Annotated in this window: 14 protein-coding genes; 3 read left to right on the forward strand and 11 right to left on the reverse strand. The window is 40.4% G+C overall.

Features of this window, described 5'->3' with window-relative positions; translation table 11 throughout:
• Positions 1–299: 299 nt before the first annotated feature.
• Together KO534_RS00505 and KO534_RS00510 are read right to left on the reverse strand one after the other, a co-directional pair.
• Complete coding sequence (locus KO534_RS00505) at positions 300–1229, reverse strand: alpha/beta hydrolase family esterase (protein WP_215926084.1); 930 nt, start codon at positions 1227–1229, stop codon at positions 300–302.
• 113 nt (positions 1230–1342) lie between these two features.
• The gene (locus KO534_RS00510; protein ID WP_215926086.1) at positions 1343–1801 is read right to left on the reverse strand and encodes a GNAT family N-acetyltransferase; all 459 of its coding nucleotides are present in this window, start codon (positions 1799–1801) and stop codon (positions 1343–1345) included.
• 181 nt (positions 1802–1982) lie between these two features.
• Between KO534_RS00510 and KO534_RS00515 the strand changes: the two genes are divergently transcribed.
• The gene (locus tag KO534_RS00515) at positions 1983–2948 is read left to right on the forward strand and encodes a PstS family phosphate ABC transporter substrate-binding protein (protein ID WP_215926088.1); all 966 of its coding nucleotides are present in this window, start codon (positions 1983–1985) and stop codon (positions 2946–2948) included.
• Positions 2949–2957: 9 nt separating this feature from the next.
• Here KO534_RS00515 and KO534_RS00520 read toward each other — a convergent pair whose 3' ends face one another.
• The 6 genes from KO534_RS00520 to dapB form a co-directional block, all read right to left on the reverse strand.
• On the reverse strand, positions 2958–5816 hold the full coding sequence (locus KO534_RS00520; protein WP_215926090.1) for a bifunctional diguanylate cyclase/phosphodiesterase: 2859 nt from the start codon (positions 5814–5816) through the stop codon (positions 2958–2960).
• Positions 5817–6151: 335 nt separating this feature from the next.
• A complete protein-coding gene (locus KO534_RS00525; protein ID WP_215926091.1) occupies positions 6152–6541 on the reverse strand; it encodes a RidA family protein in 390 nt (129 codons plus the stop codon).
• Between the two features lie 112 nt (positions 6542–6653).
• On the reverse strand, positions 6654–7130 hold the full coding sequence (gene greA, locus KO534_RS00530; protein ID WP_215926092.1) for a transcription elongation factor GreA: 477 nt from the start codon (positions 7128–7130) through the stop codon (positions 6654–6656).
• A gap of 107 nt (positions 7131–7237) precedes the next feature.
• A complete protein-coding gene (gene carB / locus KO534_RS00535; protein WP_215926093.1) occupies positions 7238–10456 on the reverse strand; it encodes a carbamoyl-phosphate synthase large subunit in 3219 nt (1072 codons plus the stop codon).
• A 46-nt stretch (positions 10457–10502) separates the two neighbouring features.
• A complete protein-coding gene (gene carA / locus KO534_RS00540) occupies positions 10503–11648 on the reverse strand; it encodes a glutamine-hydrolyzing carbamoyl-phosphate synthase small subunit (protein WP_215926095.1) in 1146 nt (381 codons plus the stop codon).
• 292 nt (positions 11649–11940) lie between these two features.
• Positions 11941–12750: a 4-hydroxy-tetrahydrodipicolinate reductase gene (gene dapB / locus KO534_RS00545; RefSeq protein ID WP_215926097.1), complete on the reverse strand. Its 810-nt coding sequence runs from the start codon at positions 12748–12750 to the stop codon at positions 11941–11943.
• A gap of 190 nt (positions 12751–12940) precedes the next feature.
• On the opposite strand from dapB, the gene KO534_RS00550 reads away from it, so the two are divergent.
• Positions 12941–13483 (forward strand): PH domain-containing protein, encoded by a 543-nt coding sequence (locus KO534_RS00550; protein ID WP_215926099.1) that lies wholly within the window; start codon positions 12941–12943, stop codon positions 13481–13483.
• On the forward strand, positions 13476–15092 hold the full coding sequence (locus KO534_RS00555; RefSeq protein ID WP_215926101.1) for a PH domain-containing protein: 1617 nt from the start codon (positions 13476–13478) through the stop codon (positions 15090–15092). The genes KO534_RS00550 and KO534_RS00555 overlap by 8 nt, the downstream gene beginning before the upstream one ends.
• A 49-nt stretch (positions 15093–15141) precedes the next feature.
• Here KO534_RS00555 and dnaJ read toward each other — a convergent pair whose 3' ends face one another.
• The 3 genes from dnaJ to grpE all read right to left on the reverse strand — a co-directional run bounded on the left by dnaJ (position 15142) and on the right by grpE (position 19111).
• On the reverse strand, positions 15142–16278 hold the full coding sequence (dnaJ, locus tag KO534_RS00560) for a molecular chaperone DnaJ (RefSeq protein WP_215926104.1): 1137 nt from the start codon (positions 16276–16278) through the stop codon (positions 15142–15144).
• Positions 16279–16426: 148 nt separating this feature from the next.
• Complete coding sequence (gene dnaK / locus KO534_RS00565; RefSeq protein ID WP_215926106.1) at positions 16427–18361, reverse strand: molecular chaperone DnaK; 1935 nt, start codon at positions 18359–18361, stop codon at positions 16427–16429.
• Between the two features lie 144 nt (positions 18362–18505).
• On the reverse strand, positions 18506–19111 hold the full coding sequence (grpE, locus tag KO534_RS00570) for a nucleotide exchange factor GrpE (RefSeq protein ID WP_215926108.1): 606 nt from the start codon (positions 19109–19111) through the stop codon (positions 18506–18508).
• Between the last annotated feature and the right edge of the window lie 40 nt (positions 19112–19151).

Here is a 19151-nt window from a genome sequence, read left to right on the forward strand (position 1 = left end):
CCGTATCGTTAGCCACTAAAAGCCTAACTGGCAATTTTCATACTTTTAAGCAAACCACTATCGTGGCACATCAAAGAACTGAGTTTCTAAATAAAACTTTCAATTTAAGTAGGTTACTTGGTGATAAAATCCCGTCATCGGGATATTGCAGTTGAGTGTACATAAAATCTGAATTTAATCTATTAGACTAAAGCAGTAGTTGAAACAGGTTTAGCCAGCGACACTTGCGTACTAATCTGCCAAGATAGTAAGCAATTGGAATTCAATATTCTAAATAGTTTAGCAGTGATTGCTGATGATTAAGGCTGTTGTTTTGGTACTTCATTTAGCGGATGGCGTTTGAAAAATTGCCAAATTAATTGCGAAGCAGGTAAACCTGTTTCTGTCATACCTAGACCATAACCCTTTAACGTTTCAGCCATAGGAGAGCCTGGCCAAGTGTGCCCTGCCTCGGTAGAACGGTAAAAATCGATTTCAGCTTGTGCAACACAATTTCTGTATTGAATTAATTCGACAGTTAAAGAATATTGAGTTCGAGTCATTGATTGACATCGATTATTTTCAACCCAAGCACTTAGCGCCTCTTCAACTCCCATTTTCCAATAAGTAGGCGAATCACTTTGTAGGTAATAATGATTAACATTGTCCTTTTTACCGTGAAAACTAATAGTTGCCACTCCTCTTGATGGCACACAGTCACTCGGATACCTTATACCTGCCACTGGCCCTATGGCAGCGATGGTTGCCGATAGGTCACAAGCCAGTCGGCTGCTCATTCGAGCACCGCCAGAAAAACCAGTAGCAAAAATTCGCGTTTCTGCGATTGAAAACTGTTTTTTCAAAGTCGCAATAAGTTGCCGAATAAACAAAACATCGTCAGGGCCCTTTGCCCGATTTACATTCCATGTAATGGGTCCATTCGTTTGGCGTTTGAACAAAGCGAGTGGCGAAACCACAATGAAATTTTCGATTTCGGCCAGCTTTTCAAATTCAGATAATTCAACTTGTGAATCAGGATGGCTATTTGTACCGTGAAAATTGAGTACTAATGGATAGGTCGTGTTCCCATTGTAAGAAGATGGAACAAACAACCGGTATTTTCTTGTTTCACCTGCTACCTCAAGCATATTTAATAAAGGTGGTGGTTGAGCACATAAGTCGCCACTTGTTAACAGTAAGCCCAATATGACACTCCCCACCCTAAGACCTTTACCTAGAAACTGCAACATTAAGAATGACTCCGTTGTTAATTTGTTTTTTAATGAAAAGATAGAGAACGAGCAAATTGTTATTCGCTCTTAGTAAAACTTATGTGCTTGAGCAATTTGATCAGTGAATGCCCTTAACTGTCAGAGGGCTTAAACAACATTGCGATCTTAGGGATACCATGGGATGGGATCCAACGTTTATACTCAACAAACCCATGATTTTTATATAAGATGATGGCCGGCTCATTCATTACGGCCGTTTCTACCACAGCCTCGGAATATTCAAATGTATCTAAAACATATTGTATCAATCTGCCGGCTATGCCTTTTCTAAAATAGTTAGGATCAACAGTTAAACTGTCGATTTCTAGGCGTTTTTCATTTATCGATATTTCAATTACTGCGGCAAGATAAGCATCATAGTGAAAACCATAAAACAAGGTTTTGGAACTTGTTATATCTTTGGTGCTGCGTGATAGAGGTGGAAAATCAACCGCTCCTATTAACTGAGATTCGACTTTATAAGCCTGTTGAAAAACGTTGAAAATGTCACTAGCAACTTCCTCATTGGCATTTTCAAGTAGGTGAATCATTTAATAACCTCATATATTTCATTTTTAACATGTCACTCGATATTATTCACACTGACATAAAATATTCACAGTAATCTGTTGTAATTAATTCTTCCACTGGTTTCAGTAACCATGGATCACCTAACTAGTTAAGTCGTATAGTCTGCCAAGTCATTGACTCATGGTACACAAGGTAAGTCATTTGAATATTTACACCGCAAGCCTAAAGGCGCTGCTCGTATCCTCAATTTTTGCTCTAAGTACACCAGATGCACTGGCGATTGATCCCCAAATCAATACCTATCAAAACAAACCCGCTTTCAAAGGTAAAGTGAATTCTATGGGTTCGGATACCTTAGCGAATTTGATGGCATTTTGGACTGATGAATTTAAAATTATTTATCCTGAGGTTGAAATTAATTTGCACTCAGAAGGCTCTGCAACTGCTCCACCCGCCTTGTTAACAGGTATTGCAAATATCGCACCTATGAGCCGAAAAATGACAGCTAATGAGCTAGATGCGTTTGAACTCAAACATGGTTACCATCCCACACCAATAAAAGTTGCGATAGATGCAATTGCCATATTTGTACATAAAAGTAATCCTCTTAGCCATATCAGCATTTCACAACTAGAGGCCATTTTTTCTGCTGCTCCACGTTGCATGCAATCTTCACGAATTCACTATTGGCACGACCTTGTCGAAACCAATCTCACACGAACTGTAATTGATGTATTTGGCAGAAATTCAGACTCAGGAACCAATGGTTTCTTCAGAAATTTAGTATTGTGCAACGGCCGATATTTAGATTCCATGCAAAGGTTGCCTGGAAATGCGTCTATTGTTCAGGCAATTTCTAATAACCCAAATGCAATAGGGTTTTCAGGTTTGGGGTATAAAACTTCAGGCGTACGGACTTTAGCCATCATGCACAAAGGCAAAGCCACGCTTCCTGATAATATTGGTGTTACCAGTTGGGAGTATCCCTTAGCACGCTACCTCTATCTTTATGTCAATAAACAGCCAGATAAACCACTTGAAAAATCTATCTATGAGTTTATCTTGTATGTTCTATCCAAAGCAGGGCAAACCACGGTCGAGCTCGACGGCTATAGCGCTTTACCACAATCACTGATCCAGCAAGAACTAAAAAAGCTAGTCGACTAACCGCTGCGCTTAAGCTGCAGATAATCCTGTTTTCAGCATTTCAGTAAAAGGTTGCGGTTTAGCAATCGCGTAACCTTGAGCGAAATTAATTCCCATATCCTTCAAACACTGTTCTGTTTTTGTATCTCCAACAAATTCAGCAATGGTCTGTTTACCCATACTATTAGCAATATCATGTATGGCTTTTACAGTCGCAAGATCACAAACATCATTGCACATGTTTTTAACGAAAGAACCATCAATTTTGACGTAATCGACACTCATATTTTTTAGATAAGTAAATGAGGACATACCCGCGCCAAAATCATCTAAGGCAAACTTACAGCCTAGAGATCTAATTTCATTGACCATATTATCAGCATTAACCAAATTCATTACCGCTGAGGTTTCAGTGATTTCAAAACACAATTTTTCAACGGGTATAGTGCTCGTTTTAAGCCGATTAAGCATTTTAGTTAACAAGGATGGAGAGTTTAAGCTCGCACCGGAAAGATTAATTGCACACTTCTCTAAATTTTCAACATGTTCATTGTTTGCTTCGAGTAGCTCGATGGTTGTTTCAAACACCCATTGATCGACACGAGTCATTAAACCATGTCGCTCAGCAATCGGGATAAACATAACAGGGCTAATCATATTTCCCTGTTTGTCATTCATACGCAGTAAAATTTCATAACTGAGGCGAGAGTGTGTTTCACTAAGGGGTTTAATGGTTTGGAAATATAATTCAAAACAACCATATTCTAGCGCATGTTGTATTTGCGCTAATGTGTCTAATTCGGCATTGCGAAAGGCTAGCTCATTGTCTCCTTGTTGATGCAAATGGTACTGATTACGTCCATTATTTTTAGCCGTATAACAAGCGGTATCAGCAGCTTTAACTAATCCTACCGCTTCAGTATAGCTGTGATCAATCTGCACTAGGCCCACACTCGCTCCAACGTGGAAAACCTTGTCTTCCCATAAAAAACGAAACGCGGCTACATTATCCAGTAATTCTTGCACTCTCTCTTGGGCTTGGTCACTGTTAGTGTCTTTTAACACCAGACAAAATTCATCTCCTCCTACTCGGGCGAGTATGTCTCTGCCTATAAGGGACTTCCCTAAAATATTAGCAATACTTCGTAATAATTTATCCCCCGCTTGGTGTCCACAAGTATCGTTAACCAGTTTAAATTGATCCATATCGATATAACAAAGTGTCGCTATTTTTTGATGGGTGTGGATGTCATTTAATACTTTTTGCAATTTACGGTCGAATGCGTAGCGATTCAGTAGCCCTGTAAGTTGATCATGGTTTGCTTGATAGTAGATTTTTTCTCGTAATTGAATATCAGCGGTAACATCGCGAGCTATCCCCTCTATAGCCACTAGATTATGAGCTTTATCAAATATTGGAGAGTCAGTGTATTCAATAATCACATCTTCATTGGAGGCCGATAGATAGGAGACCAAATACGCCTCTGTTCTATCCCCCTGTAGCTGACGCTGGCGAATATCCTGCATATTATTCGGCATGTTTTTTACGTAATTTTTGCTATTGTGCTGAAAGTCGCTGGCTTCATAACCCAACACGTCTTTTACGCCATGACTAATATAAGTCACCTCACCACTGGCTTTCAGCGAATAAATAAAATGGCCACGTAGCCCATCAATGAGCCGACGAAATTTAGCTTCACTGAGTTCAAGTTTTTGTTGTGAAAGGTGGCGCTGGGTAATGTCTCTAACTGTCATTGCGATACCTATACCGGCTTTTACAACTTGCAATTTGAGCCATTGTTTTTGCGATGCTTTATGGCGGCTCAAGACACATTCAAACGGTTCTCCATCTTCATTTACTTGTTTGATTTTGGAAAAGATATCTTTACCATTCATCTGGTCTAGGTGTTGATTAAGCGACAATGACTCTTGCTTGAGCATATCTTTACCAAATAACTTACTGGTTATCTTGTTAGCATCAACTAATGTGAAATCAATAACGTTACTTGCACCATCGAATACGGCTTTATACACCATGATACTATCTAGTGCAGCTTCGCTTGCTGCTTGATAATGCAATTGACTTTGGCTTAAGCGAACTGCACTCCTTAGCTGCCAAAATAAAAATAAACAGATCAGCGCCGACATCAAAGAGCCGCCAACTAATATCAAATTACCCATCAATACCATTTGATGGGCGCTCTGCAAATTCAAAACCCACTCTCGTTCTGCAAAAATAACCGGAACAGAAACAATAGAGCCGTCATTGACCAATACACCGTAATCAAGCAATTTGGTGCTGCCATCATAGATTGAAAAATTGAACTGAGGCCCGATTAAATCACCCAACATGGCTTCCAATGTGGTTTTAATATCAAAACTCGCTACTACGTAGCCCAAACTGTGATTGTTTGGGTCTACTCTCAATACATAAAGGTCAAGTAATTTATTAAGGCGAGACAAACTTGTAGCCTTACCCTGTTGAAATAGTTCCTCCCCATTAATACCAAAATCGGTGACGGGTTTCCCTAACAAGCCAGATCGGTTTTCAGAAGATATGTTCCATCGAACCGTAAAATCAGGGTTGAGCCACCAAATATCATCAATGCCAGGCAAAACAATTTTCATACTTGCCGCGTGAGTATGAAACCAGTCGACTGGATTGGGAGACCTATCGGGCCATGAATTAATCAAATTATTTACGGCGCGGCTGCGGTCGGCTGAAAACATCTCTAAGGTATTTCCAACTTGATGTGCAACCACCTTTGCCAACGCAACTCGTCGCCCTTCCTCACGTTCAACTAAATAAAAACGTAAGAATGAAAATAACACCAACAACAGTATAAAAAGAATACTAGGCAGTAAATATAACTTGTTATTTTTGTTCAAAAAAAATGTCACCAGATGGCACCCAATACAACACAACTCGAATGATTACCTGTGATGATATGACAGAAACATTGCAGTAAATTGACAATATAACTTTTCAGGACATAACTGCTAGTCGTCTAGCTGTTTTTAATAATCTCCCATGTTTAGCGCTGCGCCATCAATAGCTAATTTGGTATAACTCATTGAAATCTACAGTTCTAGCTAACCAACTGGGCACAAAGGTCGAAATTGCGGGTTAAAGAGCACCGAAGGATAGATTAAGTGAATTCTAGAACGATTAAGCTAATTACCTGGGCTAAGACAAACCAAGCTCAATAAGTTTGTAACCGCATTTAGGAATGGGGTAATACTCGAGCCGTCACTTGAATTTCAATCTTCATTTTTTCGTCTAATAACCCAGCTTCAAACATTGTCGCCGCAGGTCTGATTTCTCCAAAATAGTGATTTAGCATAGGCCAACATTGTTCGAAGTCACTTTTTTTAGGCAATATGTAGGTAACCCTTACCACACACTTAAGCGCACTATTTGCTGCAACAAGCGCCTGTTCTATATTTTTTATACATTGTTCGGTTTGTTTAGCCACGTCACTAGATATTGACATGTCAGCATAGTCATACCCTGTTGTTCCAGATACAAAAACATAGTCACCATCAACTATCGCCCGTGAATACCCTATTTTACTCTCAAATTCAGAACCACTAGATATCAACTTTCTTTGCATAACAAAATATTCCTAACTCAATAATTCCTACTAGTAGGTCATTAAAAGCAAAAACGAGGCCCATAGCCTCGTTTATTAATTAAATGTTTCTCATAAGAATGAACTTTAGCAACTAGATATATTCCACCGCTATAATCTCAAACTCTATCGTCCCTTTAGGGGTTTGGATATTAACGACATCATCTAAGGATTTTCCAATCAAACCTCTGGCGATTGGTGAAACCACAGATATCAAATTATTTTTAATATCCGCTTCATCCTGACCGACTATTTTGTAGGTGGTTTCTTCGTCTGTTTCCAAATTAACAATAGTCACTGTGGTACCAAATATCACTTTACCATTATTAGTCATTTTAGTGACGTCAATAATCTGGATGTTAGACAATTTACCTTCTATGTCTTGAATACGCCCTTCACAAAAGCTTTGCTGTTCTCGAGCGGCGTGATACTCGGCGTTTTCTTTCAAATCGCCATGCTCTCTCGCTTCAGCAATAGACTTCACAATTTGTGGCCTTTTAACTGATTTTAAATGCTTCAACTCTTCACGGAGCATATCTGCTCCTTGGGCTGTCATTGGATATTGGGTCATATCAACAACTCTCTTATTTTTGTAATTTAATTCAAATTAATGGGTACTAAATACCGCTTTTCAACTAAGGAGTAAACAATCTCGACGTTTACCCCTAATCGATGTCGTTAATGGATTCGAGTATGTAAATCTTGTACTGAAGTTACTCTCGCTCTGTCATCCGCTTTATTGGCGTTAACTGTAGCAAACGCAGCGTTCATAGTAGTGGTATAAGCGACTTTGTTTAACAACGCCTCTTTACGAATATATACAGAATCATCAATCGCTTGTCGACCTTCAGTGGTATTGACAATGTAACAATATTCACCGTTTTTAATAGCATCGACTATATTTGGACGACCTTCACTAAGTTTATTAACTACGCTGCATTCTACACCGGCATTATTCAATACTGTTGCCGTACCTTTAGTCGCCTCTAGAGTAAACCCTTTAGACACCATAGTTTGTCCTAGTTCTATGACTCGATTTTTATCGTTCAATCGAACCGATAATAACGCTTTGCCACCAACAGGAATAGGTTGACTGGCTCCTAAGTTAGCTTTGGCATAGGCTTCTTCAAAATTTTCGCCTACCCCCATTACTTCACCCGTTGAACGCATTTCTGGCCCTAATAATGGGTCTACACCTTGGAATTTAGCAAAAGGTAACACCACTTCTTTAACTGAATAAAATGGTGGAATAATTTCTTTGGTGATCCCCTGTGACGCTAATGATTGACCAGCCATAGCTCTGGCCCCAATTTTGGCAAGCGGCATACCCGTAGCTTTTGATACAAACGGAACGGTTCTAGCAGCACGAGGGTTTACTTCAATCAAATACACCTGACCATCTTTCACCGCAAATTGGGTATTCATTAAGCCAACCACGCCTAATTCCAATGCCATAGCGCTAACCTGCTCACGCATCACATTTTGTACTTCTTCGCTAAGAGAATACGGCGGTAACGAACAGGCCGAATCACCTGAGTGTACCCCTGCTTGTTCGATATGCTCCATTATGCCACCGATTACGACATCTGTGCCGTCACTAATAGCATCAACATCCACTTCAATTGCATCGTCTAAGAAACGGTCTAACAATACCGGTGAGTCGTTAGAGACTTTTACAGCGTTATTTAAATAACGTTTAAGGTCGTTTATGTCGTATACAATTTCCATAGCGCGGCCACCTAAAACATAGGAGGGCCTTACGACTAACGGGAAACCAATCTTATCAGCTGCAACCAAGGCTTCTTCTAGATTTCTAACTGTGGCATTAGCAGGTTGTTTGAGGTTAAGTTTATTAACCATTTTTTGAAAACGTTCGCGATCTTCAGCTTTATCAATGGCGTCTGGAGAGGTACCTATAATAGGCACACCAGCAGCCTCTAAGTCCCGGGCCAATTTAAGTGGGGTTTGCCCACCATATTGCACAATTACACCTTTAGGCTTTTCGATACGCACTATTTCTAACACATCTTCTAGTGTCACCGACTCAAAGTATAAACGGTCAGAGGTATCGTAATCGGTAGAAACGGTTTCAGGATTACAGTTAACCATTATGGTTTCGTAGCCATCTTCGCGCAATGCTAAGGCAGCGTGAACACAACAGTAATCAAATTCAATGCCCTGCCCTATACGGTTTGGCCCGCCTCCCAACACCATAATTTTATCATTGTCGGTTGGATTAGCTTCACACTCTTCATCATAGGTGGAATACATGTACGCCGTATCTGAAGAAAATTCAGCGGCACAAGTATCAACACGTTTATAGACAGGATGAATTTCGAATTCACGACGTACTTCGCGTACATCTGACTCATCTACGCCAGTTAACTCGGCGATTCTAGAGTCTGCAAAACCTTTACGTTTAAGGGTTCTCATCAAATCATAATCGATGGCCGATAATCCACTTTGCTGCATTTGCTGTTCAAGAATGATCAATTCTTCAATTTGCACTAAATACCATCTATCAATATTGGTCAACTCAAATATTTCTTCAACCGACATGCCCATTCGCATGGCATCGCCAATGTACCAAATACGTTCTGCGCCTGGTTCACGAAGTTCACGAATGATTGTCAATTTTGCGTCGGGTCCATTTATATCAATAATCGAATCTAGACCATTCACACCGACTTCTAGTCCACGTAAGGCTTTTTGTAGCGACTCTTGTTGATTACGACCAATGGCCATTACTTCGCCAACAGATTTCATTTGAGTGGTTAAACGATCGTTGGCACCGTCAAATTTTTCAAAGTTAAATCGAGGTATTTTTGTGACCACATAATCGATAGTTGGCTCGAACGAAGCAGGAGTTAATCCACCCGTTATATCATTGGCTAATTCGTCAAGGGTATAACCTACGGCTAATTTAGCTGCTACTTTGGCAATTGGGAAACCCGTGGCCTTGGAAGCCAAAGCTGACGAACGAGACACCCTAGGGTTCATCTCAATAATAACTAATCGACCCGTTTTAGGATCAACACCAAACTGAACGTTAGAACCACCCGTTTCAACTCCGATCTCTCGTAAAACCGCGATTGCAGCGTTACGCATGATTTGGAATTCTTTGTCGGTTAAGGTTTGTGCTGGCGCAACAGTAATAGAATCACCAGTATGGACCCCCATAGGATCAAAATTTTCTATGGTACACACGATAATGCAGTTGTCAGCTTTGTCCCTGACCACTTCCATTTCATATTCTTTCCAGCCAATTAAGGACTCATCAATTAACAATTCACTGGTAGGTGATAGATCCAAGCCGCGACGGCAAATCTCTTCGAATTCTTGCTTATTGTAGGCAATACCGCCGCCAGAACCACCCATAGTGAAAGATGGTCGAATGATGCAAGGAAAACCAATACGGCTGCTAACGTCAAAAGCTTGTTCTATCGTGTGTGCAATTTCAGCGTGGGGACAAGACAAACCTATGGACTTCATGGCTTTGTCAAAACGTTCTCTGTCTTCTGCTTTATCAATGGCGTCGGCGGTTGCCCCAATCATTTCAACACCGAACTCTTCAAGCACACCATATTTATTCAAATCAAGGGCGCAGTTTAAGGCCGTTTGACCTCCCATTGTGGGCAAAACTGCATCTGGACGCTCTTTCTCAATGATCTTTTTCACCACTTCCCAGTGAATAGGCTCAATATAAGTGGCGTCGGCCATTTCTGGATCGGTCATGATAGTTGCGGGATTTGAGTTAACCAAAATCACTCGGTAACCTTCTTCACGCAACGCTTTACAAGCTTGTGCACCTGAATAGTCGAATTCACAAGCTTGGCCTATAACGATAGGGCCTGCGCCTAAAATCAATATGCTTTTTATGTCGGTACGTTTTGGCATGTCTCTAATTACTCTACTAATTCTTGTACTTTAAAAGGTGCGTGCTTTATTGGCTCTGCTGCATCAACTCTATAAAATGGTCAAACAACGGTGCGGCATCATGTGGCCCAGGGCTGGCTTCTGGGTGCCCCTGAAAACTAAACGCTGGCTTGTCTGTGCGATGAATTCCCTGTAGGGATTTATCGAATAATGACACGTGGGTCACTTCTAATGTAGAAGGCAGATCATTCTCATCGACCGCAAACCCATGGTTTTGACTGGTAATCATAACGCGATTACCTTTGAGGTCTTTAACAGGATGGTTAGCGCCGTGATGCCCAAATTTCATTTTCACTGTTTTTGCGCCGCTGGCTAACGCCAATAATTGATGCCCTAGGCAAATACCAAAAATCGGAATATTTGTCTCTAATAATTGTTTGATGGCTTCGATAGCATAAACACAAGGTTCTGGGTCACCTGGTCCGTTTGACAAAAACACGCCGTCTGGTTTTAAAGCTAACACTTCATCGGCTGTTGTTTTAGCTGGAACAACAGTCAACTTACAACCACGGTCGGCTAACATACGCAAAATATTGCGTTTCACACCAAAATCATAGGCAATTACGTGAAACTCTGGGTTTTCTAATGCGCCTTTGAAACCTTGTTCAAGGGTCCAGCTACCATCACTCCACTGGTAAGACTCATCGCTAGTCACCTCTTTAGCTAAATCCAACCCCTTAAGCCCTGAAAAGGCTTGGGCTTGAGCTAAAGCGCTAGATTCATCTAATGGAATATCATCAAGGGTATTACTAGCAATGATACAACCGTTTTGCGCGCCTTTGTCTCGCAAAATCCGGGTTAATCTTCGCGTATCAATATCCGCAATGCCCAGAATATTATTTTCTTCTAAATATTCAGATAGACTTTGCTCGCTACGAAAATTACTTAAGATCAAGGGTAAGTCACGAATGATTAGGCCTTTAGCCCATATTTTATTTGATTCACAATCTTCAGAATTTATCCCCGTATTACCAATATGTGGGTAAGTAAGAGTGACAATTTGTTCTGCATAAGAAGGGTCAGTTAGAATTTCCTGATAACCTGTCATTGAGGTATTAAAAACAACCTCCCCAACCGACACACCAGAAGCTCCAATTGCAGTACCTTTAAAGACAGAGCCATCTTCAAGTACTAAAAGGGCAGAATTAGCCAAATCAACCTCCAGGTTAGATATTAAACGGTTTTAACCTAGGACTCCGATTTAAAAATCAGTAAAAAGAGTCCAAAGATATCCATATAAACATATGATTTAAATGAACATTTAGTCAATTTGCAAATTATAAAAACGTAAAATCTAAACGACTCCACTGAATTTTGGCAAATTCGCAATATTATACATACAAGGGTGTTTCAGGTCTATTCACAATTATAAAAATTGCATAAATAACCGTTTAACCATATTTTTTATACATAAGGGGTAAAAGCAGTCATTCTATAAATATAAACTACCGCGTCTTAAAACCTAGTACATCTTCCATATCATACAAACCTGCTGGCTGATTAATGATCCAATCGGCGGCTTTGACAGCCCCCTTTGCAAAGGTTAATCGACTTGAAGCCTTGTGTGTAATTTCTAATCTTTCACCTAAATCGGCAAATAAGGCGGTGTGTTCACCCACCACATCACCAGCCCTGACGGTAGCAAAGCCAATAGTTTGGTGATCACGTTCACCCGTCTCGCCTTCTCTTCCGTAAACAGCACATTCAGATAAATCTCTACCAATTTCATTGGCAATCGCTTCACCAATAGCCACTGCTGTACCAGATGGGGCATCTTTTTTGAATCTATGGTGAGCTTCCAATATCTCGATATCAGCGGTTTCAGCCATCACAGCCGCAGCTTTTCTCACTAAATTCAGCATTAAATTCACACCGACGCTGTAGTTTGCCGCAAAAACAATAGGGATGAGTTTTGCAGCAGAATCTAACATCGACTTTTGTTGTGCATTTAATCCGGTCGTACCAATTATGACAGGCTTTTTATGAGCAACACAAAAAGCTAAATTATCTGTTAATGCTTCAGGTAAGGTGAAATCAATCAATACATCTATTTGTTGGACCTTCGCAGATAAATCGTCACACACCAACACGCCTTTTTTACCTATGCCAGCAAGTTCTCCTACATCTGTTCCCACAAGAGATGACGATGCTCGCACGGTAGCTGCAGTCAACTTATCAGACGCACTTAAATCGATTGCCTCTATCAAGACTCTACCCATGCGACCGTTAGCACCAAAAATAGCTATATTACTCATAGTGATTAAATTTTTTTCGTTGAAAGTTTGTGAAGCGATTGTGCCTGAATTATGTCTTTGTTGCAGTATTCAAAAATTAACTTTTTTGTATAACTAACCTCTGCTTTGTATAAGCGAAGCAGCACTAATCGGTAAAGTCAGATAGTATTGGTTTTATTCCAATAATTTTACCACTATTTATGGACGACTCATGTCAGAAAGTAATTTTAGTAACCCAATCGTTACTATTGAGCAACTACCAACAATATCAAAACTAGAACAACAACCATTATCAGCAAAATATGCACCCATCAACCGTGTAATAAACTTAAGCCTTATCTTGATTGTTTGTTTTATTGCATCGTTTATTTATTTGCAGCCCTTTGTTGATTTACCTGCTGGTTTACAAAACTTTCTACCTTTCTTTACATGGGCTGTCGCTTTGTTAGGGGCACTGTTCACTTGGTTCATATACGCCGGAGATAGGGTTAAATCTTATTCATTGAGGGATTTGGATTTACATTATTCCAGTGGCTTGTTTTTTCGAAAAGTAGTAAGTCAACCTATTACTCGGATTCAGCACATGGAACTGAAGCGAGGCCCTATCGATCGAAAAATAGGCATTGCCAAGTTACAAGTTTTCAGTGCAGGAGGTGAAATGCATACCTTCGAAATTCCAGGGTTACCCCTAGAAATAGCGCAACAGATACGTCAATTTATATTGCAACACAAAGATGTGGTCAAACATGGATAGTCGCAACAAGTTATCTTCAATCGAAAACACAGCACCCACAGATAACCCTCACAATTTAAACAATTGGCAAGTTTTGTCGCCAATAGCGATTTTATATTTTGGGGTAAGTGTATTTAAACATCTATTTAGCAATATTATCTTTTTGATACCTGCAATTGCAGTGAGTTATAAAAGTATACTGGAACATCCCTTTATTTGGTTACCCGGTATTTTATTCGCATTGGCACTGCTTTCAGTTTTCGCCTTTATTAGTTTCAAAGTATACCGCTATCGATTAACAGACGATAACATCGAGATCCGTTCGGGGATTTTCAACAAAAAACATCTCAACCTGCCCTTTTCCCGAGTTCAGAATGTCAAAATAGAACAACCTATATATTATCGTTTTAGCGGTCATGCTTGTTTAAAACTCGATACCGCTGGCTCGGCTAAGAATGAAGCCAAATTAATAGCGATAAAACTAGATTATGCGCAACAGCTAAAGTCTCAAATACAGCAACACGGACAAAATAGCGAAGCACTCAACAAGCAACAACACCCAACAGCTGATAGTAACGAGTTTCAAAGTGAATCTGCACCAAACAACGCAACGCAGGAAATAGTGCTCAACCGCCGAAAATTATCTGATCTAGTCATTCACGGTATTACCAGTAATAGAATTTGGATATTTTTAGGAGGATTAGCTCCCTTTTACGACAGAATATTCAACTATATTGGCGAAGGCTTGACGAGTTTAGGGATTAATTTAACCGAGTTATTTAGTCTACAAAGCCATTCAATACTCGAAGTAGCCTTGTATGCCCTTTCATTCACTATGTTAATCATGTTGCTATTAGTGAGCTTTTCAGTAATAGGTGCAATTATTAGTTTTTATGGTTACACCCTAAATAAACTCGCTGACAAGTATATAAGACGAAGCGGCCTATTCACTAAACACGAAGTCAGTATGAGTTTGAGTCGTTTACAAATGGTGGTGCAAAAACAAGATTGGTTAGACGTATTACTCAAACGGATTAACCTCTATTTTGAACAAAGTAGTTCCTTTGGCAAAAACCTCGATTCGTCTGCTTCCAGCAGTAAAATAATTGTCCCCTCTATTAAACCCCAAGAGTCTCAGGCACTGATAGATGACGCCTACCCTGAAAACTCCCTTAAAGTTTTAGTCATTAACAATGAATTTGAAGCCATTAGTAAACGCTTTATTTTCCGTAATATTGTTTATATTTTTATGCCTGTGTGGCTAATAGGTTTAAGTTTTACACTGTTAAATGGAAAACTAACCTTAGCTTTGTTGGCCAGTATCTTGTTTGTGACACTATGCGGGTTAGTTGTTTTACGTTGGAAACGTTGGGGTATTGCGAGAGACAAAAATTTTGTATATCTAAGAAAAGGTTTAGTCGGTGTCGATTATTATTGTTTTCCTATCTATAAACTTCAGCAAATTCAATTCAAACAAAACTTGCTTATGAAACGACGTCTACTAGCCACAGTAAAATTTGTGCTCGCCTCTGGCTCATTAAAGATCCCCATGATCAATGAAAAACTAGCCTACGAATTAATTGACCAAGGGCTGTATCAGGTTGAGTCCAGTCAAAAGTCTTGGATGTAGTAAAAAGCCGCTAAAATAGCGGCTTTAAGATCAGTTATTGATGACTAAATTAATTAGTTAAATCATCAAAGAACTTCTTCACTCCATCAAAGAAACCACTTTCTTTGGGACGGTTTTTAGCAACGTCTTTGCCTGTTCCCATCGAGCTTTCCAATTCATCTAACAATTCTTTTTGACGAGAACTTAAATTAACAGGAGTTTCAATGACCACCTTACAAATTAGGTCGCCTACACTACCACTGCGAACGGACTTAACACCTTTATTACGCAGGCGGAACATTTTGCCAGTTTGAGTTTCAGCAGTCACCTTCAACTTAACCTTGCCTTCTAAGGTAGGGACTTCAATCTCACCACCTAAAGCGGCTCGAGTGAAACTTAAAGGGACTTCGCAGTACAAGTTATTACCTTCACGGGTAAATATTTTATGTTCACGCACATGTACTTGTACATATAAGTCACCTGCTGGTGCACCCATTTCACCGGCTTCACCCTCGCCAGAAAGACGAATTCTATCACCGGTATCAACACCGGCTGGTACTTTAACCGATAAGGTTTTGGTTTTTTCTACGCGACCTTGACCGTGACAAGACTTACAAGGGTCAGAGATAATTTTGCCTTTCCCAGAACAAGTGGGACAAGTTTGCTGAACAGCAAAGAAGCCTTGACGCATTTGCACTTGGCCTTGGCCGTGACAAGTGGGACAAGTAGTTGGGGTTGAGCCTTTCTTCGCTCCAGAACCATTACAGGGTTCACAACCCACTAAGGTTGGTACGCGAATTTCGACGTTTTTACCTTTTACTGCTTCTTCTAAAGAAAGCTCTAAGTTATAGCGTAGATCAGAACCTTGGCGAGCTCGAGATTGACGTCCGCCGCCTCCTCGTCCACCACCAAAAATATCACCAAAAACATCACCAAATATATCGCCAAAATCACCACCATGACCACCACCGCCGCGATTTGGGTCAACTCCGGCATGACCATATTGATCATAAGCAGCACGTTTCTGCGAATCGGTAAGCATTTCGTGTGCTTCTTGCACTTCTTTAAATTTTTCTTCCATAGCTTTATCACCCTGAGTTCTATCTGGGTGGTATTTCATCGCTAGGCGTTTATAAGCCTTTTTTATCTCGCGTTCGGTGGCACTTTTGTCCACACCTAACACTTCATAATAATCTCGCTTCGACATCTCGATTCGTTATCCTGCGGTATCTAGTTCTTATTTTGCCATAGCCATAAAATGACTAGCTTTTAATACAAACAAGGCGCACCCAGAATTCACTGTTGCGCCGAGCTAGGCCAACTCACTAAGGAGTCAGCCATTTAAGTCGAAAAAATTATTTCTTTTCGTCTTCTTTTACTTCTTCAAACTCAGCATCTACTACATCATCATCTTGTGATTTAGCACCTGCGTCAGTTGCTTCTGGACCACCTTGAGCAGCACCTTCAGAGGCAGCTTTAGCTTGCGCCACTTCCATTAACTTGGCAGACGCTTGAATAAGCTCTTGAGTTTTCGCTTCAATCGCTTCTTTATCACCTTCTTTTACTGCTCCTTCAAGAGCAACTACAGCGGTTTCAATTTCAGCTTTGTCTTCCTCACTTAACGCATCGCCAGCTTCTTCAACTTGCTTACGAGTACCGTGAATCAAGCCATCAGCCTGGTTACGAGCTTGAACAAGTTCTTCAAATTTCACATCTGCATCTTTGTTTGCTTCAGCATCTTGAACCATTTGTTCTACTTCTTCATCAGTCAAACCTGAAGAGGCTTTGATGGTGATTTTTTGTTCTTTACCTGTATCTTTATCTTTAGCTGACACATGCAAAATACCATCAGCGTCAATATCAAAAGTCACTTCAATTTGTGGTGCACCACGTTGTGCAGCACGAATGCCTTCTAGATTAAATTGACCTAAAGATTTATTACCTGAAGCTTGCTTACGCTCACCTTGCAGGCAGTGAATCGTTACCGCTGACTGGTTGTCTTCTGCTGTAGAGAAAGTCTGGGACTTTTTAGTAGGTACAGTAGTGTTTTTCTCGATTAGAGTAGTCATTACACCACCCATAGTTTCGATACCTAAAGAAAGCGGTGTTACGTCAAGTAACAATACATCTTTCACATCACCAGACAATACGCCACCTTGAATCGCCGCTCCAACTGCAACTGCTTCATCAGGGTTAACGTCTTTACGTGGCTCTTTGCCAAAAAATTCAGTTACATATTTCTGAACTAGAGGCATACGTGTTTGACCACCAACCAAGATAATATCGTTGATATCACCTACAGATAAATCGGCGTCAGCTAGTGCTTTTTTAAGTGGCTCTAGTGTTGCTTTAACCATAGACTCAACTAGCGATTCAAGTTTTGCACGAGTCAACTTAATAGTAAGGTGTTTAGGACCTGATGCATCAGCAGTGATATAAGGCAAGTTCACTTCAGTTTGCTGTGCTGAAGACAATTCAATCTTAGCTTTCTCACCCGCTTCTTTTAAACGCTGCATAGCAAGTGGATCTTTACGTAAATCCATGCCTGAGTCTTTCTTAAATTCTTCTACCAAGTAGTTAATCACTTGGTTATCAAAGTCTTCACCACCTAAGTGTGTGTCACCGTTAGTCGCCAGTACTTCAAATGTATGTTCGCCATCAGCTTCATCAATTTCAATGATTGAAATATCAAACGTACCACCACCTAAATCGTATACAGCAACAACGCTGTCGCCTTTTTTCTTGTCCATGCCGTAAGCAAGGGCCGCAGCTGTCGGCTCATTGATAATACGTTTCACTTCAAGACCAGCAATACGGCCCGCATCTTTAGTTGCTTGACGTTGTGAATCGTTAAAGTAAGCAGGAACGGTAATAACCGCTGCTGTCACTTCTTCGCCTAAATAATCTTCAGCGGTTTTCTTCATCTTTTTCAACACTTCAGCAGAAATCTGCGGTGGCGCCATTTTTTCGCCTTTGGTTTCTACCCATGCATCACCATTGTCAGCTTTAACAATCTTGAAAGGCATGATGTCGATATCGCGTTGTACTTCTTTATCTTCCCAACGACGACCAATTAAACGCTTAATTGCGAATAAAGTGTTTTGTGGATTAGTCACCGCTTGACGCTTAGCCGGTTGTCCAACCAAAATTTCACCGTCATTAGTGTAAGCGATGATTGAAGGAGTAGTACGATCCCCTTCTGCATTTTCTAATACTTTGGCTTTGTCGCCATCTAATACTGCTATACAAGAGTTAGTAGTACCTAAATCGATTCCAATGATTCTACCCATTAGTTTGTCTCCAAAAAATTGTTCTTAAAAGCTTGTACACTTTGTGGGGTTATTATTTATATTTTCAACATCTTATTGAAAATAAACCCGCACAAAACCTTAATTATTTTTGCTCACACCATACTTATAAAATAAGAACGGAAATTAAGCTTGAGTATCTACACCGCCCTCTGGCGCTCTAGTCACCATGACCATGGCAGGACGCAACAAACGGCCATTAATCTCATACCCTTTTTGCATCACTGCCATAACTGTATTAGGTGGCAACTCCGCATTTTCTTGCATCGACATAGCTTGATGCTGTTCAGGGTTGAAAGGTTGACCTTGAGGGTCAATCACTGTCATTCCAAACTTCTCAATTGTGCTGATAAACGACTTAAGCGTTAGCTCAACACCGTCAACAATTGGTTTTATGGCTTCATCTTCTGGATTAGCCACTTGTATCGCACGCTCTAAGTTGTCAGCTACAGGCAACAATTCACCGGCAAACTTTTCTAATGCAAACTTGCGCGCTTTATCAATTTCGCCTTGAGCTCGCTTACGAGCGTTATCAGCTTCAGCAATCGAACGTAAAACTGAATCTTGTTGATCAGCAAATTTAGTTTCTGCAGCAATAACTGCGGCTTCCAACTCAGCAATACGTTGCTGATCTTCAGTTAACTCAACGACTTCTTGTTCAGCGTTTTGTTGCTCGACTTCTGCACCAGCTTCTAACTCTTCTTCATGCTGGTTTGTGTGTTCATTTGACATGCTTAGCTCCGTATACTCTTTAAGCAAATTTTCAACTGCC

This window comes from Paraglaciecola arctica (genome assembly GCF_018861065.1).
In the GTDB taxonomy this organism is placed as follows: Bacteria; Pseudomonadota; Gammaproteobacteria; order Enterobacterales; family Alteromonadaceae; genus Paraglaciecola; species Paraglaciecola arctica_B.

Coding starts and splice junctions, on each gene's coding strand:
- KO534_RS00505 (WP_215926084.1), bottom strand. CDS start 1,229: ATGTTGCAGTTTCTAGGTAAAGGTCTTAGGGTGGGGAGTGTCATATTG.
- KO534_RS00510 (WP_215926086.1), bottom strand. CDS start 1,801: ATGATTCACCTACTTGAAAATGCCAATGAGGAAGTTGCTAGTGACATT.
- KO534_RS00525 (WP_215926091.1), bottom strand. CDS start 6,541: ATGCAAAGAAAGTTGATATCTAGTGGTTCTGAATTTGAGAGTAAAATA.
- greA (WP_215926092.1), bottom strand. CDS start 7,130: ATGACCCAATATCCAATGACAGCCCAAGGAGCAGATATGCTCCGTGAA.
- carB (WP_215926093.1), bottom strand. CDS start 10,456: ATGCCAAAACGTACCGACATAAAAAGCATATTGATTTTAGGCGCAGGC.
- dapB (WP_215926097.1), bottom strand. CDS start 12,750: ATGAGTAATATAGCTATTTTTGGTGCTAACGGTCGCATGGGTAGAGTC.
- KO534_RS00550 (WP_215926099.1), top strand. CDS start 12,941: ATGTCAGAAAGTAATTTTAGTAACCCAATCGTTACTATTGAGCAACTA.
- KO534_RS00555 (WP_215926101.1), top strand. CDS start 13,476: ATGGATAGTCGCAACAAGTTATCTTCAATCGAAAACACAGCACCCACA.
- dnaJ (WP_215926104.1), bottom strand. CDS start 16,278: ATGTCGAAGCGAGATTATTATGAAGTGTTAGGTGTGGACAAAAGTGCC.
- dnaK (WP_215926106.1), bottom strand. CDS start 18,361: ATGGGTAGAATCATTGGAATCGATTTAGGTACTACTAACTCTTGTATA.
- grpE (WP_215926108.1), bottom strand. CDS start 19,111: ATGTCAAATGAACACACAAACCAGCATGAAGAAGAGTTAGAAGCTGGT.